We start from the raw sequence: 24,477 nt of genomic DNA, 5'->3' as shown, positions 1-24,477 counted from the left end.
TAGCTAACATAAAAAAATCATGAAAATAACCAGTTAACAACATAACTTGTTAAGACAGCTACTGAAAGTCATTCTTAAAAGATGAATACTGTCAGCAGTCGGTTTTTTAGGACTAAAGATTTTTAATACCGACTGCAACACAGTACTGATAGGCATTAATAATAAACCTCAATAATAACTTTCAACAATAAACAGGGACAATTATGAATATTTTAATGGTACTAACTTCACACGATAAATTGGGCGATACTGGTAAGAAGACTGGCTTTTGGCTAGAAGAATTTGCCGCGCCTTACTATGCTTTTTTAGATGCCGGTGTCAATATCACGATTGCCTCTCCTGCAGGCGGTCAACCACCACTTGACCCAAGTAGTGACACGCCGGATGCTCAAACTAAAGACACCAAACGCTTTAAAGAAGATTCTGAAGCCCAAGAACGCCTAGCAACGACTAAAAAATTGGCAGATATGAAAGCGGAAGATTTTGATTCAGTATTTTATCCTGGTGGTCATGGTCCAATGTGGGATTTAGCCGTTGACAAAAACTCGATTGAATTAATTGAGACGTTTATCAAACAAGATAAGCCCGTTGCTTTTGTCTGCCATTCTCCTGCCGCACTCAAAAACGTTAAAATCGATGGCGAGTATCTGGTCAAAGACAAAACGGTCACAGGCTTTAGTAATACTGAAGAAGAAGCAGTTCAGCTCACTGACGTCGTGCCTTTCTTATTAGAAGATGTGCTAAAAGCCAATGGCGGAATCTATGAAAAAAGCGCTGATTGGGAATCATTTGTGGTCGAAGATGGTTTACTGATCACGGGTCAAAATCCAGCGTCATCAGAAGAAACCGCCAAGCGTTTAATGGCTAAAATACAGGCTCAGTAGCATCAAATCCACTGCAAAAGGCTAACTAAATGATTCGCTTACATCACCTCAATCAATCACGCTCATTACGGACGTTATGGCTTTTAGAAGAATTGGGACAACCTTATGAAATTATTAGCCACCAGCGTGATGCCAACACGCATCTAGCACCAGATAGCCTAAAGGCAGTACATCCTCTTGGTAAGTCTCCGGTTATTGAGATGGATGGCGAGCTATATGCAGAGTCAGGTGCGATTACTGAGCTGTTGATTGAGCGGTTTGCACCTGATAATCTGCGCCCTGCTATCGATAGCGCAGATTATGGTCATTACTTGCAGTGGATTAACTTTGCTGAAAGCTCACTGATGCTCCCGCTTTTGCTTGAATTATTTACCAATAAAGCAGGTGCTGGTGATAATGCATTTTTAAAAGGGTATATCGCTCAAGAAAAACACAGGCTATTAAGTTATCTAAATGATGAGGTCGCTGGGAAATCCTTTATCGTGGGCAATAAGCTCAGCGGTGCCGATTTTATGCTGTCGTTTGATTTGATTATGCTTCTCAAGCGTAAAGCGTTAGAGGATTATCCTCATATTAAAGAATACGCGCTACAACTGGCAAGCCTTGATAGCTATCAGCGCGCCATGTGTTTAGAAGCAGATTATGATATGACTACTCTGACATAAACCACACGGTTAAGCGCGTACATGCGAACGATAATCAAAAACTATGACGAAATAGCTCAAGCTTTTCTTGGGCTATTTTTACTTATACGGCATCTTTAAAATTCTCTATTATGTTTATGAGACCCTTTAGGAGCGCGTCACGAACGAAGACGAACCGCTTTTATGACGCGAGCGCACCTAACAAAATAGCTACACTATAGAATAAATGAAAAAAGCCATTTTCTTTGCCATATGAATATGACATGTAAAGTGGCTTTTTTATAGATACAAACTTCTTCTAAGCCCATATCATGCGTTATTGTTTATGTTTAAGGCAATAAGCGTTTGGTGCTAAAGCTACCATCCGCCTCTTTATGATACACAATGCGGTCATGCATTCGATTGGCGCGACCTTGCCAAAACTCCATCTCATTGACAGTAATCTCGTACCCCCCCCAAAAATCGGGTGTTGGTACGGCTGCGCCTTCTGGATATTCTGTTTTCAATTGCTCAAACGTCTGCTCCATTACATCGCGATTGGCAACTTCACCGCTTTGTGGTTGGCTAACCCATGCACCTACTTGGCTATCGTGCGGGCGTTTTTGAAAGTAAGCAGCAGATTTATCAGCATCAATTTTAGCAATACTGCCGCTGATACGAATCTGACGCTCAAGCTTGTGCCAAAAAAACAGCGCTTCGGCATTGGGGTTTTCAGCGATATCTTGACCCTTGGCACTTTCATAATTGGTATAAAAAACGATGTCTTTATCTGTAATTTCACGTAATAGAACAATACGCACGCTGGGTTTATTGTCCGCCCCGCATGTTGCTAAGCTCATCGCATAGGGTTCTTGAACTTGCGCCTCTACTGCTTCTTTCATCCAAACATCTAACAGCTCAAACGGTGATGCTGGTATTGATTGTTGGTCTAGTTGACCTTTCTCATATGACAAACGCTGATCGCTAAAGTCTATACTCATGATTGTCCCTTATTTTGCTATTCTAGTGTGCTTATATCAAAGACTATCAACCCAATATGGATTTGATTTTATCTGCCAAATCATTCGCCATCACATCACACTCTATCTCATCATCTGATTCAACCATGACTCGAATCATCGGCTCTGTACCCGATTGGCGAATAAGCAAGCGACCGCGACCTTCTAAAGTGGTACGAGCTTTATCAAAAGCAACCACTAGCTCTTCATGCTCGAACGGATCTTGCATTTGAGACAAGCGTACATTGACCAGTTTTTGTGGCAATACTTCAAAGCCTTCAGTTAAATCACTTAGCGCTTTGCCTCTGGCTTGCATAACTGCAAGTATCTGCAAACTTGCAATAATAGCGTCACCAGTCCGGCTTTTATCTAAGCATAAAATATGACCTGACGGCTCACCGCCCAATATCCAACCGTTGGCCTCAAGCTCTTGCATCACATAACGATCGCCTACTTTTGCCCGTGTAAACTCAATATCAGCCGCTTTTAGTGCCAACTCTAAGCCCATATTGCTCATCAGGGTGCCAACCACACCTGCCGCCTTCGTCTGACCTTGGGTTGCGAGCACATACAAGATACCATCACCATCGACCAGTTTACCGGATTCATCGACCATCACGATACGGTCGCCATCACCATCTAAGGCAATACCGACATCGGCTTCGTATTTTAGCACTGCTTCTTGCAAACCTTTGGGATGGGTTGAGCCACAATTAGCATTGATGTTAACGCCATCAGGCTTATTATTAATGGCAATAACATTTGCGCCCAGCTCACGCATGACGCGAGGCGCCACACTATAGCCTGCACCATTGGCACAGTCGACAACCACAGTCAGATGATCTAAATCATATTGATAAGGAAAGCTGCCTTTACAAAATTCAATATAGCGACCTTTCGCATCATCGATACGATTATTTTTACCCAATTGTGCCGGATCAAGAATAGGCATTACGGCATCGTTATTACCGTCAGCCGCCATAATAGCGTCCAACTTATCATTGATAGCATTTTGCATTGCATCAGTTAATTTTTTGCCATCGGCTGAGAAGAATTTGATGCCATTATCATAGTATGGATTGTGTGAGGCAGAAATAACCACGCCTGCATCGGCATTAAAGCTACGGGTTAAATGTGCGATAGCAGGTGTGGGCAATGGCCCTAACATATATACGTCGACGCCAGCGGCATTAAAGCCGGCTTGTAGTGCGCCTTCGATCACATAGCCTGACAACCGGGTGTCTTTACCAATCACAACACTTGGTTTGCGCGCTGAATTTTGATTGTTTTCTATCAGTACCAATCCTGTGACATAACCCAATTTCAAGATAAAGTCTGGCGTAATTGGCAGCTCACCAAATTTACCGCGAATACCATCAGTGCCAAAGTAGCTCATTATTATTGTTCCTTAGGTTTAAAAGTAAAAGCCCCGACGTGGAAGCAGGCTCAGTAGCTTCAATCATTCACTGTCATCAATAATTTTGATAAGACAAACCGTTATCAATTATTAGAATAATCTATGATTGTATTTTACAAAAAAAACAGCCAACAATAACAAGGCATTGTTGGCTGTTTGTATCTTAACGTCGCTTGACACTTTACAGCTGCGAGTCATCGCATCCTATAGCGGCAAAGATATAATTAGTCGACTCGATAGTTAGGTGCTTCTTTGGTAATCTGCACATCATGGACGTGTGATTCTTTCATACCCGCTGAGGTAACTTTGATGAACTGTGGTTTGCTGCGCATATCTTCAATCGTGGCACAGCCGGTATAACCCATAGATGAGCGCAAGCCACCAACCAATTGGTTAACGATACCAGCGACTGGACCTTTATACGGTACACGCCCTTCGATACCTTCTGGTACCAATTTTTCTACGCCGTCTTTGGCATCTTGGAAGTAGCGATCTGATGAGCCGTTTTGACCTGACATCGCGCCCAAGCTACCCATACCGCGGTAAGCTTTATAATAGCGACCTTGGAACAACTCAACTTCACCTGGCGCCTCTTCTGTACCTGCCATAAGTGAGCCAACCATGATGCATGACGCACCAGCAGCAATGGCTTTTGCCATATCACCTGAATAGCGAATACCACCATCAGCAATCAATGGAATACTGTCTTGCAAAGCGCTTGCAACACTATCAATCGCCGAGATTTGCGGTACACCGATACCAGCGATGATACGTGTGGTACAGATAGATCCTGGACCAATACCAACTTTGACCGCATCAGCACCAGCATCACGTAAGGCTTTTGCCGCATCGCCTGTTGCGATATTGCCGCCAATCACTTGTACATGAGGGAAATGTTTTTTAATCCAAGATACTTTATCAATCACGCCTTTTGAGTGACCATGCGCGGTATCAACAACGATGATATCGACGTCAGCCGCAATCAATGCTTCAACGCGTGCTTGAGTATCAGCGCCCGTACCAACTGCTGCACCCACACGCAGGCGACCTTGCTCATCTTTACAAGCATTTGGATTGTTTTCAGCTTTAGCAAAGTCATTGACTGTAATCAGACCGCGCAAACGGAAATCATCATTAATGACAATAACTTTTTCAATACGGTGCTCATGTAATAGTCTTTTAATGTTTTCATTGCTCTCACCTTCTTTAACGGTGACGAGCTGCTCTTTTGGCGTCATGATATGGCTGACAGGCAATGATAGATTGGTTTCAAAACGCCAGTCACGATGGGTGACGATACCGACTACTTTATCAGTGCCCTTCTCAACCACTGGCACGCCTGAGATGTTATTGTCTTGGGTCAGTCGCAATAACTCACCGATGGTCATCTCTGGATGCACAGTAATAGGATCCACCACCGTACCTGCTTCGAATTTCTTGACGCGGCGCACTTGCATCGCCTGCTTATCGATATCCATACTCTTATGCAAAATACCTAAACCACCAAGCTGTGCCATAGTAATGGCCATCTCAGACTCAGTGACTGTATCCATAGCAGCAGAAATGAGCGGTAAATTCAGCGTGATACTTTTTGTTAAGCGGGTCGTTAGATTAGCAGCTTTTGGCAATATTTCCGAATAAGCTGGCAATAATAAAACGTCATCAAAGGTTAAGGCTTCATCGACAATTCGCAACATACAGACCCCTAGTAGTGGTTATTTTGATGGGTGGGCAATACAGCATCAAGACAATCAACGAAAATTCTATCAAAATCATAAGGTTATAAACCTAACAGAAAACAATAAAACCGTGGGGAACAAATGCTAAATACAAACATTCGCTCAGCACATCATCAATTTATCATTGCTCGTTAAATCATTGGCTCAGCAGACTGGCTAATACAGCACCCTTTACCTGCTCCAAAATCTAACTATACAATGCTTAACAACTGAATTATCCCTTAAAAATAACGCCATATTATAACAAATTATACAGGCTTTCGCATAACATATTTGTCAGCTTATTTTTTATGCGACTGCTGCTATTGTCTTTTGAGAATAAAAGCATTACTCCATTTATTTGCTTATAGATATCACTACCCTTTACAATCAAACGCTCAGCCGGCAGATACTCTTTTTGTTGCTCATACAAATAACTCAATTTCTACTCACGCACTTCATATTCAAGTGTCCATGCCTATATTGGGCTATTAGCAGCTTGGCTGCAACGGGGCTTAATCATCGTCTCTGACACAGACACCGTAAACATTTCAGGCTCTGTTTCACCATCCCATAATGCATTGCTTTTTATAAGCTCAATATATCTCTGTCGAATAGCATTAATATCAGCTCCCGCAATACCAGCTGAGGTTAATAGTGTCTTGCCAAGTCTATCGATATTGGTAAATTTGCTCAAACCAATCCAGAACCCGCCCAAAATCATGACAAAGATAAAAACCCTACGGAATATGGACATATGAGTAGTGCTGACAAGATAATAGGACCGGTTGAGGAGGCCAAAGCATCTACATACGGAAAGTCGCCCGAAATTAAGCTATAAACCGATCAGAAACTGAAGTTAAAGATCAAAGGGACCGTCAGCTTATTAACCAATAAGAAATCAAGCTGTTTGACCAAATCCAATGCTTGATTCGACTGTGATTCGTTATCAATCAAGTTTATATTTAGTGCATAAGCAGAAATGTACGCCATATTTAATAGGATAAGTAAGCTGCCAATTATAAATATAGTTGAAATACTTTAAAGTCGCTACAGTGCTACTGGGATAAATTTTTCGAAGCCTCTGGAGTGCAAGGCGCACAGCAAGCGAGAAAAATTGATACCAGTAGTACAGGACTATTGATGTATCGATTTTACTTTTCATTGACTATAAAGAGCCGTCGCGGTAGAAACTGGGCATGAGACTGTAGAGAGTGAGTCCTGAGAAATCCAAAAGGAGTTGGCATACAGAAACCTTGCTAATAAGTATGAGATGAAGCCAATGCAGAAGGCAAAAAAAAGCCAGCAGATAGCTGGCTTAATTTATTACTGTTTGAGAATGAACAAACGCAAAAAACTAATGCTTACATTAAGCACGGCGCCAAGTGGTGCCCGCACGACTGTCTTCAAGCTCAATACCAGCCTCTTTCAACTGCACACGTATCTCATCAGCACGCGCAAAGTCTTTATTGGTTTTAGCATCAGTACGCTCGATGATTAATGTATCGATAGCATTATCTGTTAAACCATCAGCTGGGGCTTCACCAATGACGGCTTGTAAAAACTGCTGCACTGGTTGCTGTAAAATATTGAGCGTTTGCGCCAAGGCTTTTAGTTGCTGCGCTAATTGCCATGCAGTCTCTATGTCTTCTACTTTGCTGGCTTTGTTAATATCGCGTGCCAGACCAAATAAGACGCTAATCGCCGTTGAGCTATTAAAGTCATCATTCATAGCTTTAATAAAAGCTTGTCCAGCAGCGCTTGCATAGGCATCATTAATCAATGTCTCATTGATAGTAAGCGTTTGACCTTTTTGTTGTTCAGCAACTTTTAATGCTTGATAAAATCTGCTTAGGCTATTATGAGCTTCATCTAAGGCACTATCAGAGAAATTCACTTGACTGCGATAATGACTCGACAATAAGAAGAAACGCACCGTTTCCGGTAAATATTTTGCCATCACATCACGAATCGTAAAGAAGTTACCCAATGACTTAGACATTTTTTCGCCATCAACATTGATAAAGCCAACATGCATCCAGTTGCGCGCGTATTCACAGCCAGTCGCTGCCTCAGACTGAGCAATCTCGTTTTCATGATGCGGGAACTGCAGATCATGACCGCCGCCATGGATATCAAAGGTATTACCAAGGCATTTGGTCGACATCGCTGAGCATTCAATATGCCAGCCTGGACGCCCTTGACCCCAGGCTGATGCCCATTGCGGCTCATCAGGTTTTGCCGCTTTCCATAACACAAAGTCAAACGGATTGCGCTTGTCGTTTTCGACCTCAACCCGTGAACCTGCCTGCATATCGTCAAGGTTACGTTTTGACAATTTGCCATAACCTGCAAAGCTATCGACTGCATAGTAGACATCACCATTATCACCCGCGTAGGCATAATCATTGCTAACCAGCGTCTCAATCATCTGCTGCATCTCATCGATATGATCGGTCGCACGCGGTTCTGCATCAGGGGACGAGCAGCCAAGTGCTGTCGCATCTTCATGCATGGCAGTAATAAAACGCTGAGTCAATGCACCAATCTCTTCACCATTTTCGGCAGCACGAGTGATGATTTTGTCATCAATATCAGTAATATTACGCACGTAATTTACGTCATAGCCCAATTGTGCAAGCCAACGGACTGCCATATCAAAGCCAACCATCACTCGAGCGTGACCGATATGACAATAATCATAAACCGTCATGCCACACACATATATGCCAACTTTGCCCGTGGCAAGCGGTTTGAATGCTTGCTTGCGTCCAGTAAGTGAGTCATAGATGACGAGCTGAGACATCGCGTCTGCAAGAGGTGTGGTCATAGTCATAAAGCCTTTAAATTAAAAGTATAAGAGAAAACAAGCCTAGCAATCATGTCCGCCTAGCCAATAAAAAAACACTGATATAAGCAAATCATGCATAAATTAAGGATAAAGAGAACATCAATATAAAACTTAACCCATTATCTTAGCGAAAATGCTCGTAAAATACTACAATGAGCGCGCAACTAAGGCTCTGTAATGATAAAAATACTGACAGTTAAGGATAAAAATATGGGCAATCGTTTAAGCAAAATTTATACGCGTACTGGCGATGATGGCAGTACCGGCATGGCAGATGGTAGTCGCGTCAGTAAAGCGGATATCCTATTTAGTGTGATGGGTGATATTGATGAGCTCAACTCGCATATCGGTTTAGTACGCGCGCAGCTAACGCAAACGGCCATTGAGCATACTCAACAAGCTGACTTTGCTCAAGCTTTGGTCATTATCCAACATTTATTATTTAATATCGGTGGTGAGCTTGCTATGCCAGAATATGAAGGCGTAAATACGATTCATATTGAGTGGCTTGAGCAGCAGATCGATGCGATGAATACGACGTTACCACCGCTAAAAGACTTTATTTTACCAACAGGCTCATTATTGGTCAGCCAGTTGCATGTGACACGTACTGTTTGTCGCCGCGCTGAGCGTCAAGCGGTATTACTAAAACAAGCGCAGCCACAAGCCATTCGACTGACAGCGGTCAGCTTTATCAACCGTTTGTCTGATTGGCTCTTTGTCGCCGCACGTTTTTGTACAGACCCCAAGCAGGTCTCTGAAGTCTTGTGGGACAGCCAAGTATTACAAAAATTCGCTGATATAGTCAGTGAAAAGTAATATCGATACAACACGTACTGCTGATGTAAATTTTTCTCGCTTGCTGTGCCATTGATGTCAGAGGCTGCAAAGAATTTACACCTGCAATCCTGTAGTGACTTTAAAGTATTTTAACTACAGTTGAGCCATTTAACGAACCATAAAAAAACGCCTGCAATAAATAGGTTGCAGGCGTTTTTTATTGAAATACTGAATTGAAATATTGAAACGATGCTTATCGATATGTAGTAGCAATAAGATTAATAAGTTGCTTCTTTATCTTCAATAATGACCATATCAATGCTTTCATCTTTAGGCGTTGCTTTTGGCGCTTCTGGAGCAGCAGGTGTAGGAGTTACTGTACTAGGCGCAGTAGTACTACTTGGCGTCTTTGCACTTTGACTGCTGTCTTGATTAACAACTGGTGGCTTAGCAGGTTGTGCTGGACGCACAGGGGCAGCTGGCGTTGCCGCTCTTGGCTGACTAGTATTATTATTGCTCTGTGTATTCTGTGCTGGTTCGCGGCGGCGTTCAGGTTGCTGAGTGGCACGTTGGGCGCGCTGCTCTTCCATTGCTGACTGGAGTGTTGAGCTGGCGACCACTTCTGATACCACTGTTAATAATGCCGGCTGTCCTGCGATACGTGTACGTACTTGACCACCTTGCGTACCAACAACATAGGTGAAAGCATCATCAATGAGCATATTGTTATTAATACGAATATTGTCATTGGCTAAGCGCGATTGCAAACTTGGCTGATTATTAGCGGCTTGCACTTGGCTGGCTTGATATAAGTCTTCACTTGGCAGAGTCATGCTGACGCTTGCCTGACAGGTTGTCAGACCATTTTCATTGGTTGCTTGCAACACGGCAGCATTTTGTATATCGATGATAATACCGTTTGCTTTAGTAGAAACCATACCGCTGCCTAAGCCAATCTCTGCATCGTTGGCATAACTGACTGCTAAAGTTTGGGCTTGTTGATTGAGCGTATTTTTCAAAGCAGATTTGAGGCGGTCTTGTACCATAGGATCATCACAGCTCACCGCCGTGGCAGCAGCGTTTTCACCAACCTGTGTTTCTTGCTCAGTCACTTCTACCGTTTCGGCATCGTCTTTTTCTGAGCGATCACAACCAGCAAGCGCTAAACCACATACCATGCCGATACCAGCAACTTTATACCATTTGCTCACACTTTTATTTGCTACGCTCATATCTCTTTTGCTCCAATTTACTGATTCGTACCGTCGCTCACGGACAGTATTTGACATTTACACTATAAAACTCAAATCTAGCAGAAACCGGCATTGCGATAGATTTGAAAACCACATTATTATACGGTGTTTGCAGGAGATGGTCATCCATATAGCCTACTGATGTACAAATAACGTTCAACATTGTGTCCGAAATCTGGCTTTAGTTGCAAAAAAGCTACAAATATATATTTACTTAAACAAATATTAAGTTGATGACAGAAAGTTTTATCAGTATGAAATTTTTATAAATGCTTTATTCGATACGCTTTGATACGTGATAGCGTTGGATGCAGTTAATAACAGACGATATAATATTTCCATTATAATGCTCAAGATATGTGATGGTCACTGGTTATGATAGATCTTAAGAACACCTTACTACTTGGTCATCGCGGCGCGCGCGGTGAAGCATTAGAAAATACCTTATCAGGTTTTGAATATGCGCAAAATTTGCAAAGCTTTGGTTTGGCAGGTGTAGAGTTCGATGTACAACTTAGCCGAGATGGACAGCTCATCGTCTTCCATGATGAAACACTTGAGCGCATGTGCGCGCAGCAATCGCGTCTAGATCAGCTAAATGTGAGCGAAATACAGCGTCAGTGTCAGTTTGGGCAGCCAATTATCACGTTGCTTGACATTGCTTCTGCCTTAAATATCTATACTTATATTGAGCTTGAGGTTAAAACCCATAGTCGCACTGATTATGCCAAACTCGTAAAAGCCTTGATGCGTAACCTCATTGATAGCCCACTTGCCAATCTACCGATTGTGCTAACTAGCTTTGATGTTGAGCTGCATGCCCATTTACAACGTAATACTTTCATGAGGCATATACCACGTGGATTGCTCATTCGAGAGCCTAAACTACTGAAACAGGCTCCTAATACTGCCTTACAACTTGGCTGTAAGCAATTAGGTATCCACTATCCGCTTTTGAAGCGTGAAGTCATACAGTATTGTCATCGCTATGACTTACCTGTGAGTGCATGGACGGTCAATGATATTGAGACTATCAAGCAGCTTATAAATTGGCAAATTGATGTGATTATTACCGATTACCCAAGCTATTTATTACTGCATTAACGCACTACCCCTATTTCTAAACTCGCTTTTGTGGTGTACATATTCATTGTTTAAATTACATTTTTCTCTTATAGCTGATAAGTCATGGCTTATTTGCCATAATACCTACTATAATTCATACAAGTTATTGTTATTTAGTAATATTTTTATAGTGTATAAGTGTTCACTTTACTAAGTATTTAAGGTAATATAGACACTTAAATTAATACCGTTAGGGATATTATATGATTGCAAAAAAAGCACTTGGCTTACCGCTTAAAGGCTTACGTTTCGCTATCAAATCTGGTGACACATTTGTCAAAAATGCCAGCATTCAAGTCACACGTTTTAAAACACGTTTTGATGAGAATAAAGCAAAAAACTCACTCGATGAGATGCCAGTTGCCAAACGCAACTATGCAAGCGCCTCTAAGCAGACTGAACTGTCTACCGATGTAGACAATATCGATATGCGTGAGTTTGAGTTTACCAAAGCACCGATTAACTGGATTCCAGCGACTATCCTGGTAGCCACGCCTATTGCTGCAGCAATTATTACGCCATGGTATCTGTTCACCCATCAAGTCAGCGCACCGGTTTGGGGCGTATTTGGTGCGTTTATGGTTTGGACGGGCATCAGTATCACAGCTGGTTATCACCGTTTACTATCGCATCGTGCTTATAAAGCGCATCCAATCGTCAAAAACTTTTTATTGCTAGGTTCTACCTTTGCGGTACAAGGTTCAGCGTTTGATTGGGTTTCTGGTCACCGTACACATCATCGTCATGTCGATGATCGTTTAGAAGATCCGTATTCAGCAAAACGTGGCTTTTTCTTTAGTCATATGGGTTGGATGCTACGCAATTATCCTAGCGGAAAATTTGACTATAAAAATATCCCTGATCTGACCAAAGACAGAACGCTGCAAATTCAGCATAAGTATTACGGTTTATGGGTCGCTGCATTGAACATTGGTGCAGTCGCCGCGATTGGTTGGTTATTGGGTGATGTTTGGGGTACTTTGGTCATCGTCGGTTTGCTACGTCTGGTACTGACGCATCACTTTACCTTCTTTATCAATTCACTATGTCATATGTTTGGGTCGCGTCCTTATACTGATACCAACACTGCCCGTGATAACTTCTTCTTGGCTCTATTTACGTGGGGTGAGGGTTATCATAATTATCATCACTTCTTCCAATACGATTATCGTAATGGCGTAAAATGGTGGCAGTATGATCCAACCAAATGGCTCATCGCTGGTTTATCAAAGCTGGGCTTGACTACTGAGCTACGTACTGTTGATGACACCACTATTAAACATGCTGAAGTACAAATGCAATTCAAAGCGGCTCAGCAGCAGATTGATACGGTCACATCAAGTGGTATTGATATTCCTCATGCGATGAAAAGCTTTCAAGATCGTATTAAGTTTGAATACGATGCCTTTACGCAAACAGTTGAAGAATGGCAAGCACTAAAAGCAAAAACCATTGAGCTAAAAAAGACCGAGTTTGCTGATCGCTTGCATGAAGTTGAAGATGAGTTAAAGCAAGATTATGCTAAGATTGAACAAAAAATATTGGCGCATAACAGCAACCTAAAAACAGCATTTCGCTCTATTGGTCAAAACACCAAAGCTGCTTAATTGCTCATCACTAAACACTCTATTTAACGTTTCTCCTTCCCTCTATCTGTAAAAGATAGGGGGATTTTTTTGTACGGTATTAAATACCATGTCTATTGATAAATATAGTTAAAATATCTCAAAAACGCTACAGTGCTGCTGGTATAAATTTTTTGCAGCCTCTGTCTGCGTAGGCACAGCAAGCAAGAAAAATTAATATCAGCAGTACTTGATGTATCGATATTACTTTTCCCTGACTATAGTGAGGTAATAATTAATCATGATTTACAAGAGAAGGACAGAGCGCAATGCTGCTATATCAAGGCTATGTTATAGTGAGTTTACTCTATTCATAACTTAAATTCCCTCTCCCAGCTTTTATCTTTAAATTGGAACGGCTCTTATGCGCTATCAAAACACTTATGCTCAATTGGACACCCGTCTTTATCATGAGCAACTGCCAAACCCATTAGACAATCCTCGTGTCGGTCATTTTAATATTCAAGTTGCTGAGCGGCTGGGTTGGACGGAAGATGCAGATTTGATGAATCGTTGGGTTAAGATACTTGGTGGACAGTACGTGCCAGCTGAATTTCAGCCTTTATCAATGGCCTATGCCGGTCACCAGTTTGGGCAATGGGCGGGTCAATTGGGTGACGGGCGAGGCTTATTAATGGCGCAAGTACTCGATAAAAACAACCAATTACAAGACTTACATCTAAAGGGTGCAGGCTTGACGCCCTATTCACGTATGGGCGATGGGCGTGCGGTACTACGTAGTACCATTCGTGAGTATTTATGTGCTCATGCGCTCACTCAGCTTGGTATCGCTTCTTCTAATGCATTGGGATTTGTGGTATCAGATACCAAAGTGCGCCGCGAAAAAATAGAAGCTGGAGCGGCTTTGATGCGAGTCGCTGACAGTCATATTCGCTTAGGTCATGTTGAGTGGATTGCCAGCTTTGCGCCTGATTTGCTGGGCGAATTTACCGACTATATGATTGATACTTATTATCCAGAGTGTCGTGATGGTGACAAGCCAGTCTTAGCATTTTTACAAGCGGTGGTTGAGCGTACCGCAAGGATGATAGCGGATTGGCAACTGATTGGATTTGCGCATGGTGTTATGAATACGGATAACTTATCTATTACTGGCAGCACCTTAGATTTTGGTCCGTTTGGTTTTATGGAACGCTTTAACCCTGCTTGGATCAATAATCACTCTGACCACACGGGACGCTACGCTTATCAAAACCAGCCTGCCATCGGTCATTGGAATCTCAATGTTTGGTTACCGCACTTTATGCGTCTAGACGGTGTGACGCGCGAGACGTTAGCAGATTGTCTAGCACCTTACGAGGCGACTTTTATGCAGCATTATCAGCAAGGACTGTGTCGTAAGCTTGGGTTGCCGCATCAGCCTGAAAGCCTAAGTTTGGCATTTGAATGGTTGACACTGTTAGAGGATAATCTACTCGACTATACCAATAGTTTCCGAGCATTATTAGGATTAATCGCACCTGATAAGCATCCTTATGAGCAGCAGTTGCTTGCAACCATGGCGGCTGAGCTGAATCCTGAAGCACAGCAAGTCTGGCAAGACTGGTCAATTAGTTATTTGGCACAATTAGAGCTTGTACCTTTTGACCAAGCTATCGATGACATGCGAACCAACAATCCGGTTTATGTCTTGCGCAATAGTATGGCGCAGCGTGCTATCACAGCAGCAGAGCAAGGACAGTTTGAAGAACTAAATAGAGTATTCGAGTTGCTTGCTAGCCCTTATACGCTAAATGATAGCGCCATTGACCTTGATACTCTGCCGCCTGCGCCTCATGCACCGCAAATGCCAATCAGCTGTTCATCTTAATATATATTTATTCTGTAATATTTTGAAATATTTTGCATTTAGGGTTGATATTCGAGTCATTTTTTTGGCATTATCAACTAGCTAAATAATGAATATCAATTTATTATATTGTGTGCGCAGTTCATAGTCCTTAGCTAGGCAAATTATTGGCGATAATGTAGACTATCTATTTTGCACTATTGTTGTTTTTTGCTGATGTTTAAGCGCCGCATAGCACCTCTTAACAATCAATGTACACTCATGATCATATTCAATGGTTATTGAGAATTAGGCATTAGTTTTTATCACCATTTAATTTATTCCAATTTATCCTAACCATGGCAATTATTATGAATGACGATATCACTTTGAATACGGACACCCCTAGTACGGAAAAAGAGCAGTTTGAACAAGCTGCCTTACATTACCATGAGTTCCCTCGCCCTGGTAAAATCTCAGTTACTCCTATCAAGCAATTGGCAAACCAACGTGATCTGGCGCTCGCCTATTCACCAGGTGTGGCAGTACCTTGTCTTGAGATTCAAAGAGACCCATCTCTTGCGGCAAAATATACCGCACGTAGCAACTTAGTTGGTGTTATTACCAATGGCACAGCGGTGCTAGGTTTGGGAAATATCGGTCCATTGGCATCCAAGCCTGTGATGGAAGGCAAAGGGGTTCTATTTAAAAAGTTCGCTGGTATCGACGTTTTTGATATTGAAATTGCACAAAACGATCCGGACAAATTCATTGAGGCGGTTGCTTCTTTAGAACCTACGTTTGGTGGGATTAACTTAGAAGACATCAAAGCGCCAGAATGTTTCAAAATCGAGCGCGAATTGCGTAAACGCATGAACATTCCGGTATTTCATGATGATCAACATGGTACGTCAATCATTGTTGCAGCAGCAATGCTCAACGCTTTATTGATTACTGGCAAAAAAATCGAAGAGATCAAAATTGTTTGTTCAGGCGCAGGCGCAGCAGCCATTTCTTGCCTAGACATCATTTGTGCGCTTGGCGTGAATAAAAACAATATCTTTGTTTCAGACTCACGCGGTATCATCAGCACCAGCCGCGAAAACCTTGACGAAACCAAACAGCGCTATGCTCGTGATACGTCTGCGACCACTATCGAAGAAGTCATGGACGATGTTGATATGTTCCTAGGGCTATCCATGCCAGGTACGTTATCAGAAGATATGGTTCGCCGTATGGCAAAAGATCCTATCGTCTTTGCACTCGCTAACCCAACGCCTGAAATCATGCCAGAATTGGCGCATGCTGTGCGTCCAGACGTTATCATGGCAACAGGTCGCTCAGATTATCCAAACCAAGTAAACAACGCGCTATGCTTCCCTTATATTTTCCGCGGCGCATTAGATGTTGGTGCCACGACCGTTAATGAAGAGATGAAAGTGGCTTGTGTTAAAGCCATCGCTGCAATGGCACACGTTGAAGCCACACCAACCACCAGCGCCAGAAATATCGAAAAAATGCAACGTTTCGGTCGCGATTACTTAATCCCAGGCCCTCTAGAGCCAAACTTAATCATTGAGATTGCCTCTGCTGTCGCTAAAGCAGCGATGGACTCAGGTGTTGCAACTTTACCTATCGATGACATCCAAGCGTATCGTCAGCGTTTATCTGAGTTTGTTTATAACTCAGCATTTGTGATGAAGCCTATTTTTGCTCGTGCCAAGTCAGCGCCAAAGCGTATTGTTTACTGTGAAGGTGAAGACAACAATGTACTGCTTGCGGTGCAAGTCGTTGTTGACGAACAACTGGCAAAACCGATTCTGGTTGGTCGTCCTGCCGTCATTGAAGCCAATATCGAAAAATTGGGTTTGCGTCTAAAAGATGGTGAAAACATCACTATTATTAATCAAGATGATGATCCGCGCTACAAAGATTACTGGCAGGGTTATTACGAGAAAAACAAACGCCGCGGTGTCAGCATTGAGCTTGCACGTCGTGATGTCCGTCGCAAAACCACCTTAATTGGCTCGCTGCTGGTCGATAATGGCGATGCAGATGGCATGATTTGTGGTACATTCAGCCATTATCAACTGCACCTAGAATACGTTCAAAGTGTTATTGACAAAAAAGAAGGCGTTAATGACTTTTATGCCATGAATGCCATCTTAATGCAAGATCGCAATATCTTTATCGCTGATACTTATGTACATGAAGACCCAACAGCTGAACAGTTGGCTGAAATGACAGTTTTAGCGGTCGATCAACTACGTCGTTTTGGTATCACGCCACGTGTCGCGCTAGTTTCGCATTCTAACTTTGGTGCTTCGAACCGTGCCAGCGCTGTCAAAATGCGTAAGGTGTACCAGTTACTGACTGAGATGAAGGTAGACTTTGAGTTTGAAGGCGAAATGCAAGGCGATGCGGCGCTTAACGAGATTATTCGTTCAAACCACATGCCATCAAGTCCATTAAAGGGTGCGGCAAACCTGCTTATTTTGCCAACGCTTGACGCGTCAAATATCGCCTTTAACCTACTTAAGACGGCAACCAGCAGCGCTTCTATTGGTCCAATTCTGTTAGGCACAAGCAAACCAGTACATATTCTAACGCCATCAGCCACCGCACGTGGTGTCGTCAATATGACAGCCCTTGCAGTGACTGAAGCTCAGGACATGGAAAACGAAAACCAGTAATATATGACACACATCATAAAAGTGTGAGCATATTATTAAAAAGGTTTCTATAACTTATTTATAGATACCCTCTGCTATACTAAAACCAGTCAATGCTTAAGGTATTGGCTGGTTTTTTTTAAAAACTTAGGTTAATTGGTAGTAAATATAAAGAGAATATTATGCAAGTGTATCTCGTCGGCGGTGCAGTACGTGATCAGCTATTAGGCCGTCCTATCAAAGATAAAGACTTCGTCGTCGTCGGTGCTACCGTTGAGGCCATGCTTGATGCAGGATTCCAGCAAGTGGGCGCGGACTTTCCTGTGTTTTTGCATCCTACCAGCCATGAAGAATACGCCTTGGCTCGCACTGAACGTAAACAAGGCGTAGGCTATCAAGGCTTTAGTGTTCACGCCAGCCCTGAGGTCAGCTTAAAAGATGACCTGCAACGTCGCGACTTGACGATTAATGCAATGGCAATAGAAGTCACCAGTTTAAACGATGACACTCCCGTTAATGGCGAGGTGATTGACTATTATGGCGGATTGGCCGACATGGAGACAAAAACCTTGCGCCATGTCTCCGTTGTATTTAGCGAAGACCCGCTAAGAGTGTTACGCACTGCTCGCTTTTATAGCCGTTATTATGATTTGGGATTTACCGTCGCCGCTGAAACCTTAACGTTGATGCGCCAGTTGGTTCACTCTGGAGAACTTGCACATTTGAGTGCAGAGCGCATCTGGCAAGAATCGAGCCGTGCAATGATGCAGCTCTCCCCCCAGATATACTGGCAGCAACTGTTCGAAATCGGTGCGCTTACAGAGTACTTTGCACCGTTACATCAGGCTTGGAATGATGATCAGATACGAGAGACAGTGCAAACATCGCTATATTTCGCCGGACAAATGCAGTTGAATTTGTCACAACGTTGGGCGCTATTAATAGCTAGCCTTAAGCCATCGTTATTTCAGATCAAACATACTGAAGCCATAACAGCTGTCAAAAGTATTAACGATATAGGTAATATGACTAAAGTACCAAAGGCACAAACACAATTTGCCAGTTTGTTCGTACAACAAGCTGACCAATTAAGCATTATAACCCAACTCAGTGCTGCCGAAAAAATTGATCTTATTCAAGCTTGCAGCGCTCACAAAGAGCCTGAAAAACTCTCGCAGCTCTTGGTCACAAGCCAAGTATTGCAGTTATCTATACAGCATCGTCAAATGATGTTGGCATTAAATAGCTTTCACAGTATTGGTATGAATGATATTGATCAAAGTCTCAAAGGTCTAGCGATTGGTAAAGCCTTGCGTCAATGCAGAATTGAGCATTTACAAACGCAAACAGCCTGACATAAAAAATTAAACACTCTTTAAAATTTTAAAACCATATCCTAATTAAAACTCTATTATGATTCAAACATCTAAAAACACTCAGCCTATGATGGCATCTGCCCCCGTTATGCTTGTCACAGGTAGTGCTAAGCGTATCGGTGCTGCGATTATTCGTGCGGCTCATAAGCAAGGCTATCGCGTCATTATCCATTGTCATCATAGTGAGCAAGAGGCACATGCATTAGCAGACGCGCTGAATGATACTTGCGCTCATAGTGCTGTGGTTATTGTCGCGGATTTGGCAGTGGTAAATCAGGCAGACACTCTCAAGCACCTGACCCAAACCATCATGCAGGCGTTTGGTCAATTAAATGTACTGGTACATAATGCCTCTCGCTTTTACTCTACCCCCCTTGGCAGTATTAATTATGACCAATGGGACGAGCTGCTGTTGACCAATGCCAAAGCGCCATTACTCTTAAGTCAAGCGCTATATCCTTATCTAAAAAATCAGCAAGGCTGTATTATTAGTCTGCTTGATATTCATGCACATGATAAGCCGTTTGCCAATTATACGGTTTACAATATGGCAAAAGCGGCGCATCGGATCATGGTGCAGTCTTTAGCACTGGATATGGCGCCTGATGTACGCGTTAATGGGGTCGCGCCTGGGGTCAATATTTTACCCGATTCAGATAGTGATCAAGCGATTGATAGCGAGCAGCAAAATAAGATTATAAGCTCCATTCCTATGCAGCGAATAGGTATCCCTGCTGACATTGCGCATAGTGTGCTCTATTTGGCGAATGCCAGTTATGTGACGGGTGAGATAACAACCGTAGATGGAGGCCGAAGTTTGACGCTGGCTGGTGGTAATTAGTAATAATCCATCAAATAGTATGCGCTATCTGCTAACTTTTACTTGAAAATATATAAAAATCAGGTATCATGGTGCGTCTAAAGGGCCCATAGCTCAGTTGGTTAGAGCAGAGGACTCATAATCCTTTGGTCGTAGGTTCAAGTCCTACTGGGCCCACCAAATTCAAACCCCGTAAACGCAATGTTTATGGGGTTTTTTGTTGTCTAAAATTTATGCGAACGCATTGATGTAATTATTTTTTGGTGTAATGGACATTTTTGATACTATAGTCGGTGAAAAGTAATATCGATACAACACGTACTGCTGGTGCAAATTTTTCTTGCTTGCTGGGTAACCCTCCCAAACTTAAGACACCTAATAAATAGAATTAAGCTGCCTGATTGAGTTTCTGTATCGGTGTAAAACCGCCATTGCCCATGTTTGGGCGCTTATGATTATAATGGTATAACCAGTTTTCTGCTTGTGCGCGTACCTGCTCTAGATTATCAAACAGCTCCTGATTTAACCAATCATATCTCATGGTTCTGTTAAAGCGCTCTACATACGCATTTTGCTGTGGATTGCCAGGTTCAATATAGCTTAAGATGATGCCTTGCTGCTCAGCCCAGTCTTTGAGCGCATTGCTGATGTATTCAGGGCCGTTATCGCATCTTATCTGCACAGGTTTGCCTCGGTACTCAATAAGCTGATTAAGACTGCGTATGACCCTTTGCGCCGGTAGCGAGAAGTCGACTTCAATGGTGAGTGCCTCACGGTTGTAATCATCAATGACATTGAACAGTCTAAAGCCGCGGCCATCAGTTAAGCCGTCGTGCATAAAGTCCATGCTCCAGCTTTGGTTAATCCTATCAGGTACTGCTAATGGTATTGGTTTAGCACGTTTAATGCGACGCTTAGGCTTGATTCTAAGGTTGAGTTCAAGCTCGCAGTAGATGCGATATACCCGCTTATGGTTGTAAGGCAGTCCCATGACATTACGCAGGGTTAAAAAGCACAAGCCAAAGCCCCAGTTCTTGTTCTCATCAGTCAGTTTGATAAGTAAGTCCGCTATTTGCTGGTTCTCATCTGTTACCACCGACTTGTGATAATAACAGGTGACGCTGATGTTAAAGATGCTACAAGCCCTGCGGATACCAATACCACGATCTTCAATGTAGTGACAAACCAACCCTTTGCGCCTTTGGGGCGCTACCACTTTTTTGACATGGCATCCTGTAGAATATCGGACTTAAGACATTCATCAGCGTACATCTTTTTAAGGCGGGCATTTTCAACTTCAAGTTCTTTAAGACGGCTGATAAGTGTGGCATCCATGCCGCCATACTTTGAGCGCCAGTTATAAAAGGTACTTTGGCTGATGTTATGCTCACGGCATAGCTCGGTAATAGGGACGCCTTGTTCGGCTTGTTTTAGGATGTTGACGATTTGGTTGTCGCTAAAGCGTGTCTTTTTCATAGGATTCTCCTGCTGGTGTATTTTAGTAGTTAATCTCTATTTGTAAGTGTTCTTATTTATTGGGGGGATTACCGCTGTGCCTACGCAGACAGAGGCTGCAAAAAATTTACACCAGCAATACTATAGCGACTTTGAAGTATTTCAACTATATCTTGATACTTTGACCTTTATAGTAATTAAAGTATGATAACTACTGACACTATGGTTATGTACTGCTGCATGGGTGATATATGAAGGTTAAACTTACCAAAAAATTTATTGATTCAATAGACTATACCGCTAAAGGTACTGATATCTATATGGATGATGTATTGACGGGATTTGCACTACGTGTAGGTAAGCAGTCTAAACGCTATACATTACATAAGCGCATTGTAGTGGTCAACTAATTTAGGACAGCTGATAAGAGGTTTGGTTAAAGTAACGTCTCTCTTTTTCAGCTGGTGATAAATAATCGTTAAACGCATGCGGTCTCACGGTCTGATAATAGCCCCAGATGTAATCAACAATGGCGCTTTTAGCCTCAGCGATATCCTCATAACCGCCCTTTGGCATCCACTCTGTTTTAAAGCTTCTGAAGAATCTTTCGGTCGGAGCGTTGTCCCAACAATTTCCACGACGGCTCATGCTTTGCGTCATACCCTCACAACTTGCCACGGACTCAGCGAATTTCTTACTGGTGTAATGGGTCCCTTGATCAGAATGAAACAGTACCCCGCTTGGCCTTAATCGCGTCTGATATGCCATTTGCAGCGCTTTACTTGTCAACACGCTGTCAGGGGAATCTGATACGGCAAAGCCAACCACACGGCGGGCATATAAATCTAAAACAACTGCTAGGTAGCACCAGCCACCTTTGATACGGATATAGGCCACATCACCCGTCCAGACCTGATTCGGGGCAGTTGGACTAAATCTGCGTTTTAGAATATTGTCATGAGCTTGGTGTTCTTCGTCAGCTCGCTTGTATTTATGTGTTTTTAGCTGGCAACTGATGAGCCCCATACTTCTCATAATCTTAGCAGCTAAGTAACGTGTCAGCTTGATGCCATGTTCATTCATTGGTATGGCGGCAATGCTGCGAGCACCAGCTGATTGCTTTGAGTCATTAAATATTTGGCGTATTAAGGCTTTAAGTTTGACCATTTCAATATTTATCGGCTTTGGCTGCAAGCCATAGTAATAGCTACTCTTAACCATGCCGAACAGGTCACACAATTGAGTTTTACTCATCTGTTTGTCTTGCTCTGCCAGCTGACTTATCAGCGATAATCGCTCAGACTGTCCAAGGCTAGCAGAGCTGAAGCCTCACTCGAGCATAGCTCTCGTCTTGCGTCGGGACGAAGCAGTGCTTCGTTTTATCCCTCCTCATTTAAGATGTCGCGCGCCATAGTCAGCCATTTCTGTAAGGTGGATTTGCCAATGCCAAGTGAATCAGAAAAGTCGGGGATGCTACGGTTGTGATCAGTGACTAAGCTGATGGCTTCAAGTTTGAATTCTCGGGTATATTGGTTGCGTTTGTTGGTCATACTAGTTTCCTCTTTGGGGTAGTATAGCCTCTTATGCGCTGTCCAGTTTTATTATGCCACTACAGCGTGATCATTATGGATAACGCGACCTTCCATAAGCGAAAAGACATAACTGAACTCATAGAAAGTGCCGGTCATACTATTTTATGGTTACCCCCTTACAGCCCTGACTTAAATCCTATCGAGCAGATGTGGGCTTGGGTCAAACAAAAACGTAAAGAGTGGCGTCTAGATTGTATCGATACTTTGTTCTTTTATTTCCTCTGGCTATGTGGCAGTTTTTAAGTTCGTTTACTATATAGTCGGTGAAAAGTAATATCGATACAACACGTACTGCTGGTGCAAATTTTTCTTGCTTGCTGTGCCGTTGCTGCCAGAGGCTGCAAAAAATTTACACCAGCAATACTATAGCGACTTTGAAGTATTTCAACTATATCTCAAAATAAGGTGTAATGGACAAAATTCATGCTAAAAAGTAGAAGGTAGTCGCTAATGGACATAATTCATGCTATTTGAGAGACTTTGATGCTAAAAATTCTTTAATAAACCGTAACTTACGCTGCTCATTTAGACCGTGATGACTGTGTAATTGTCGCTTTAACTCACTGAATAATCCTTCAAGAGAATTGGTGGTGTTTGGTATGTCTAACTGCTCACATTCTTGATAAGTGAATAGCCAATCGCTATTGGTTCTGAGACTACGATAAGCACTTCTAAGACGCTTGTGGGTGTACCAACTTCTACCAGTATCTTCATTGATGCTACGCTCACTAATGTAGTCATCATGAGTCAAATACCACTGATCTAAGCGCTTCATGAAGTCCGCTTTCTCAAGCTTAGTTAAGTCTAAAGCAAGCCCTCTAAGCTCAATACTAGCGATATTCTTAGGTCGACGAGTGAGATAGCGAGTTACTATTTGTATTTGATGAAACTGGCACATCTGGCAAGGGGTGTGGGTAAATAACGTCCGCAGTCCTCGTCTACCATCGCAGGTAATGCTTTGTATATCAACGCCTAACGATGCTAGATGATCCACTCCTTGTTTGTAGGCACTGTTGGTTTCATGACTGACTATCGCGTAGTAAAGAACGGCTTTAGTGGTATTGTCCATAAAGACCATTAAACCGAACTTGCGACCAAAGTAGGTGGTGTCCATGATGATGTTAGCAGTCGTAGGACGTTTAATTTGATAGTCAATACTGATTGTGTCTAAGCGTCTTTGAATGGTTTTAAGACTACAGCTATACTTGTCAGCCAGTTGTTTGTAGGTCTGTTTTCCTTGGGTGTATTCAGTCCAAAGGGTTTGGTTATTGAGTCTTTTACCACCTAAAAACTGCCGTCTGCAAGCTAGACATTGATACTGTTGTTTACCAAGCTTGCGTCCATTCTTTTTGATGTGTTTATCACGACAAAAAGGGCAGTTTTTTGATTCATGGCGTTGATTCCTTGCAAATATAGACAGTATATAGCTTTAGGTCCTATCCCAGCATGAATTATGTCCATTACACCCAAAATAACTA

General features: G+C 42.6%; 21 protein-coding genes and 1 tRNA gene. 12 read left to right on the top strand and 10 right to left on the bottom strand.

Translation table 11 applies throughout. From position 1 onward, the window contains the following. Positions 1–203 precede the first annotated feature (203 nt). Both AC0J5Y_RS05135 and AC0J5Y_RS05130 read left to right on the top strand, forming a co-directional pair. A complete protein-coding gene (locus AC0J5Y_RS05135; protein WP_475131831.1) occupies positions 204–884 on the top strand; it encodes a type 1 glutamine amidotransferase domain-containing protein in 681 nt (226 codons plus the stop codon). A gap of 29 nt (positions 885–913) precedes the next feature. After that, positions 914–1,549, top strand: a complete 636-nt coding sequence (locus AC0J5Y_RS05130) for a glutathione S-transferase family protein (protein ID WP_475131830.1) — start codon at positions 914–916, stop codon at positions 1,547–1,549. A 308-nt stretch (positions 1,550–1,857) separates the two neighbouring features. On the opposite strand, the gene pdxH is transcribed toward AC0J5Y_RS05130, so the two are convergent. The 5 genes from pdxH to cysS all read right to left on the bottom strand — a co-directional run bounded on the left by pdxH (position 1,858) and on the right by cysS (position 8,497). Beyond that, the gene (gene pdxH, locus AC0J5Y_RS05125; RefSeq protein WP_475131829.1) at positions 1,858–2,508 is read right to left on the bottom strand and encodes a pyridoxamine 5'-phosphate oxidase; all 651 of its coding nucleotides are present in this window, start codon (positions 2,506–2,508) and stop codon (positions 1,858–1,860) included. Positions 2,509–2,554: 46 nt separating this feature from the next. Continuing rightward, positions 2,555–3,922, bottom strand: coding sequence for a phosphoglucosamine mutase (glmM, locus tag AC0J5Y_RS05120; protein WP_475131828.1), 1,368 nt, complete (start codon positions 3,920–3,922; stop codon positions 2,555–2,557). 245 nt (positions 3,923–4,167) lie between these two features. Then, a complete protein-coding gene (gene guaB, locus AC0J5Y_RS05115; protein ID WP_011280629.1) occupies positions 4,168–5,640 on the bottom strand; it encodes an IMP dehydrogenase in 1,473 nt (490 codons plus the stop codon). A gap of 499 nt (positions 5,641–6,139) precedes the next feature. Next, positions 6,140–6,418 carry a hypothetical protein gene (locus AC0J5Y_RS05110; RefSeq protein WP_475131827.1) on the bottom strand — a complete coding sequence of 93 codons (279 nt, stop codon included), beginning with the start codon at positions 6,416–6,418 and terminating at the stop codon, positions 6,140–6,142. A 612-nt stretch (positions 6,419–7,030) separates the two neighbouring features. Beyond that, on the bottom strand, positions 7,031–8,497 hold the full coding sequence (gene cysS, locus AC0J5Y_RS05105; protein WP_475131826.1) for a cysteine--tRNA ligase: 1,467 nt from the start codon (positions 8,495–8,497) through the stop codon (positions 7,031–7,033). A 225-nt stretch (positions 8,498–8,722) separates the two neighbouring features. Between cysS and AC0J5Y_RS05100 the strand changes: the two genes are divergently transcribed. Then, the gene (locus AC0J5Y_RS05100) at positions 8,723–9,331 is read left to right on the top strand and encodes a cob(I)yrinic acid a,c-diamide adenosyltransferase (protein ID WP_475131825.1); all 609 of its coding nucleotides are present in this window, start codon (positions 8,723–8,725) and stop codon (positions 9,329–9,331) included. 239 nt (positions 9,332–9,570) lie between these two features. On the opposite strand, the gene AC0J5Y_RS05095 is transcribed toward AC0J5Y_RS05100, so the two are convergent. After that, positions 9,571–10,524, bottom strand: a complete 954-nt coding sequence (locus AC0J5Y_RS05095; RefSeq protein ID WP_475131824.1) for a hypothetical protein — start codon at positions 10,522–10,524, stop codon at positions 9,571–9,573. A 396-nt stretch (positions 10,525–10,920) separates the two neighbouring features. Between AC0J5Y_RS05095 and AC0J5Y_RS05090 the strand changes: the two genes are divergently transcribed. The 7 genes from AC0J5Y_RS05090 to AC0J5Y_RS05060 all read left to right on the top strand — a co-directional run bounded on the left by AC0J5Y_RS05090 (position 10,921) and on the right by AC0J5Y_RS05060 (position 20,132). Continuing rightward, positions 10,921–11,649: a glycerophosphodiester phosphodiesterase gene (locus AC0J5Y_RS05090; protein ID WP_475131823.1), complete on the top strand. Its 729-nt coding sequence runs from the start codon at positions 10,921–10,923 to the stop codon at positions 11,647–11,649. A gap of 449 nt (positions 11,650–12,098) precedes the next feature. Beyond that, positions 12,099–13,277 carry an acyl-CoA desaturase gene (locus AC0J5Y_RS05085; RefSeq protein WP_475132093.1) on the top strand — a complete coding sequence of 393 codons (1,179 nt, stop codon included), beginning with the start codon at positions 12,099–12,101 and terminating at the stop codon, positions 13,275–13,277. A 382-nt stretch (positions 13,278–13,659) separates the two neighbouring features. Next, on the top strand, positions 13,660–15,126 hold the full coding sequence (locus AC0J5Y_RS05080; protein ID WP_475131822.1) for a protein adenylyltransferase SelO: 1,467 nt from the start codon (positions 13,660–13,662) through the stop codon (positions 15,124–15,126). A gap of 329 nt (positions 15,127–15,455) precedes the next feature. Beyond that, a complete protein-coding gene (locus AC0J5Y_RS05075) occupies positions 15,456–17,777 on the top strand; it encodes an NADP-dependent malic enzyme (protein WP_475131821.1) in 2,322 nt (773 codons plus the stop codon). A 161-nt stretch (positions 17,778–17,938) separates the two neighbouring features. Further along, positions 17,939–19,111, top strand: a complete 1,173-nt coding sequence (locus AC0J5Y_RS05070) for a tRNA nucleotidyltransferase/poly(A) polymerase-related protein (RefSeq protein WP_475131820.1) — start codon at positions 17,939–17,941, stop codon at positions 19,109–19,111. Positions 19,112–19,169: 58 nt separating this feature from the next. Continuing rightward, a complete protein-coding gene (locus tag AC0J5Y_RS05065) occupies positions 19,170–19,973 on the top strand; it encodes a pteridine reductase (RefSeq protein WP_475131819.1) in 804 nt (267 codons plus the stop codon). 82 nt (positions 19,974–20,055) lie between these two features. After that, positions 20,056–20,132: transfer RNA gene (locus tag AC0J5Y_RS05060), tRNA-Ile, on the top strand. A gap of 208 nt (positions 20,133–20,340) precedes the next feature. Here the strand turns inward: AC0J5Y_RS05060 and AC0J5Y_RS05055 are convergent. Further along, positions 20,341–21,428, bottom strand: a protein-coding gene (locus AC0J5Y_RS05055) for an IS3 family transposase (RefSeq protein ID WP_475129904.1) whose coding sequence is annotated in 2 segments (ribosomal slippage) — positions 20,341–21,176 and positions 21,176–21,428 — 1,089 coding nt in all. Because the reading frame shifts where the segments join, the coding sequence is not laid out codon by codon here. A 230-nt stretch (positions 21,429–21,658) separates the two neighbouring features. On the opposite strand from AC0J5Y_RS05055, the gene AC0J5Y_RS05050 reads away from it, so the two are divergent. Continuing rightward, positions 21,659–21,817: a hypothetical protein gene (locus AC0J5Y_RS05050; RefSeq protein ID WP_475131818.1), complete on the top strand. Its 159-nt coding sequence runs from the start codon at positions 21,659–21,661 to the stop codon at positions 21,815–21,817. 1 nt (position 21,818) lies between these two features. On the opposite strand, the gene AC0J5Y_RS05045 is transcribed toward AC0J5Y_RS05050, so the two are convergent. Further along, complete coding sequence (locus AC0J5Y_RS05045) at positions 21,819–22,661, bottom strand: IS3 family transposase (RefSeq protein ID WP_475131817.1); 843 nt, start codon at positions 22,659–22,661, stop codon at positions 21,819–21,821. Between the two features lie 125 nt (positions 22,662–22,786). Beyond that, the gene (locus AC0J5Y_RS05040) at positions 22,787–22,957 is read right to left on the bottom strand and encodes a transposase (RefSeq protein ID WP_475131816.1); all 171 of its coding nucleotides are present in this window, start codon (positions 22,955–22,957) and stop codon (positions 22,787–22,789) included. 75 nt (positions 22,958–23,032) lie between these two features. Between AC0J5Y_RS05040 and AC0J5Y_RS05035 the strand changes: the two genes are divergently transcribed. Then, positions 23,033–23,242, top strand: coding sequence for a transposase (locus AC0J5Y_RS05035; protein WP_475131815.1), 210 nt, complete (start codon positions 23,033–23,035; stop codon positions 23,240–23,242). Between the two features lie 223 nt (positions 23,243–23,465). On the opposite strand, the gene AC0J5Y_RS05030 is transcribed toward AC0J5Y_RS05035, so the two are convergent. Beyond that, positions 23,466–24,413, bottom strand: coding sequence for an IS256 family transposase, variant Zn-binding type (locus AC0J5Y_RS05030; protein ID WP_475132045.1), 948 nt, complete (start codon positions 24,411–24,413; stop codon positions 23,466–23,468). Between the last annotated feature and the right edge of the window lie 64 nt (positions 24,414–24,477).

The sequence above is a fragment of the Psychrobacter sp. TS_SC_6 genome (assembly GCF_056156305.1).
Note: the sequence above shows the minus strand (reverse complement) of the source record. Positions and strands in the feature narration are given on the sequence as shown.

What these genes read in the sequence shown, in the direction of transcription:
- AC0J5Y_RS05040 (WP_475131816.1), bottom strand. Translation starts at nt 22,957, where the DNA reads ATGACCAACAAACGCAACCAATATACCCGAGAATTCAAACTTGAAGCC.
- AC0J5Y_RS05065 (WP_475131819.1), top strand. Translation starts at nt 19,170, where the DNA reads ATGATTCAAACATCTAAAAACACTCAGCCTATGATGGCATCTGCCCCC.
- pdxH (WP_475131829.1), bottom strand. Translation starts at nt 2,508, where the DNA reads ATGAGTATAGACTTTAGCGATCAGCGTTTGTCATATGAGAAAGGTCAA.
- glmM (WP_475131828.1), bottom strand. Translation starts at nt 3,922, where the DNA reads ATGAGCTACTTTGGCACTGATGGTATTCGCGGTAAATTTGGTGAGCTG.
- AC0J5Y_RS05090 (WP_475131823.1), top strand. Translation starts at nt 10,921, where the DNA reads ATGATAGATCTTAAGAACACCTTACTACTTGGTCATCGCGGCGCGCGC.
- AC0J5Y_RS05135 (WP_475131831.1), top strand. Translation starts at nt 204, where the DNA reads ATGAATATTTTAATGGTACTAACTTCACACGATAAATTGGGCGATACT.
- AC0J5Y_RS05035 (WP_475131815.1), top strand. Translation starts at nt 23,033, where the DNA reads ATGGATAACGCGACCTTCCATAAGCGAAAAGACATAACTGAACTCATA.
- guaB (WP_011280629.1), bottom strand. Translation starts at nt 5,640, where the DNA reads ATGTTGCGAATTGTCGATGAAGCCTTAACCTTTGATGACGTTTTATTA.
- AC0J5Y_RS05070 (WP_475131820.1), top strand. Translation starts at nt 17,939, where the DNA reads ATGCAAGTGTATCTCGTCGGCGGTGCAGTACGTGATCAGCTATTAGGC.
- cysS (WP_475131826.1), bottom strand. Translation starts at nt 8,497, where the DNA reads ATGACTATGACCACACCTCTTGCAGACGCGATGTCTCAGCTCGTCATC.
- AC0J5Y_RS05130 (WP_475131830.1), top strand. Translation starts at nt 914, where the DNA reads ATGATTCGCTTACATCACCTCAATCAATCACGCTCATTACGGACGTTA.
- AC0J5Y_RS05095 (WP_475131824.1), bottom strand. Translation starts at nt 10,524, where the DNA reads ATGAGCGTAGCAAATAAAAGTGTGAGCAAATGGTATAAAGTTGCTGGT.
- AC0J5Y_RS05085 (WP_475132093.1), top strand. Translation starts at nt 12,099, where the DNA reads ATGCGTGAGTTTGAGTTTACCAAAGCACCGATTAACTGGATTCCAGCG.
- AC0J5Y_RS05050 (WP_475131818.1), top strand. Translation starts at nt 21,659, where the DNA reads ATGAAGGTTAAACTTACCAAAAAATTTATTGATTCAATAGACTATACC.
- AC0J5Y_RS05080 (WP_475131822.1), top strand. Translation starts at nt 13,660, where the DNA reads ATGCGCTATCAAAACACTTATGCTCAATTGGACACCCGTCTTTATCAT.
- AC0J5Y_RS05110 (WP_475131827.1), bottom strand. Translation starts at nt 6,418, where the DNA reads ATGTCCATATTCCGTAGGGTTTTTATCTTTGTCATGATTTTGGGCGGG.
- AC0J5Y_RS05045 (WP_475131817.1), bottom strand. Translation starts at nt 22,661, where the DNA reads ATGAGTAAAACTCAATTGTGTGACCTGTTCGGCATGGTTAAGAGTAGC.
- AC0J5Y_RS05100 (WP_475131825.1), top strand. Translation starts at nt 8,723, where the DNA reads ATGGGCAATCGTTTAAGCAAAATTTATACGCGTACTGGCGATGATGGC.
- AC0J5Y_RS05075 (WP_475131821.1), top strand. Translation starts at nt 15,456, where the DNA reads ATGAATGACGATATCACTTTGAATACGGACACCCCTAGTACGGAAAAA.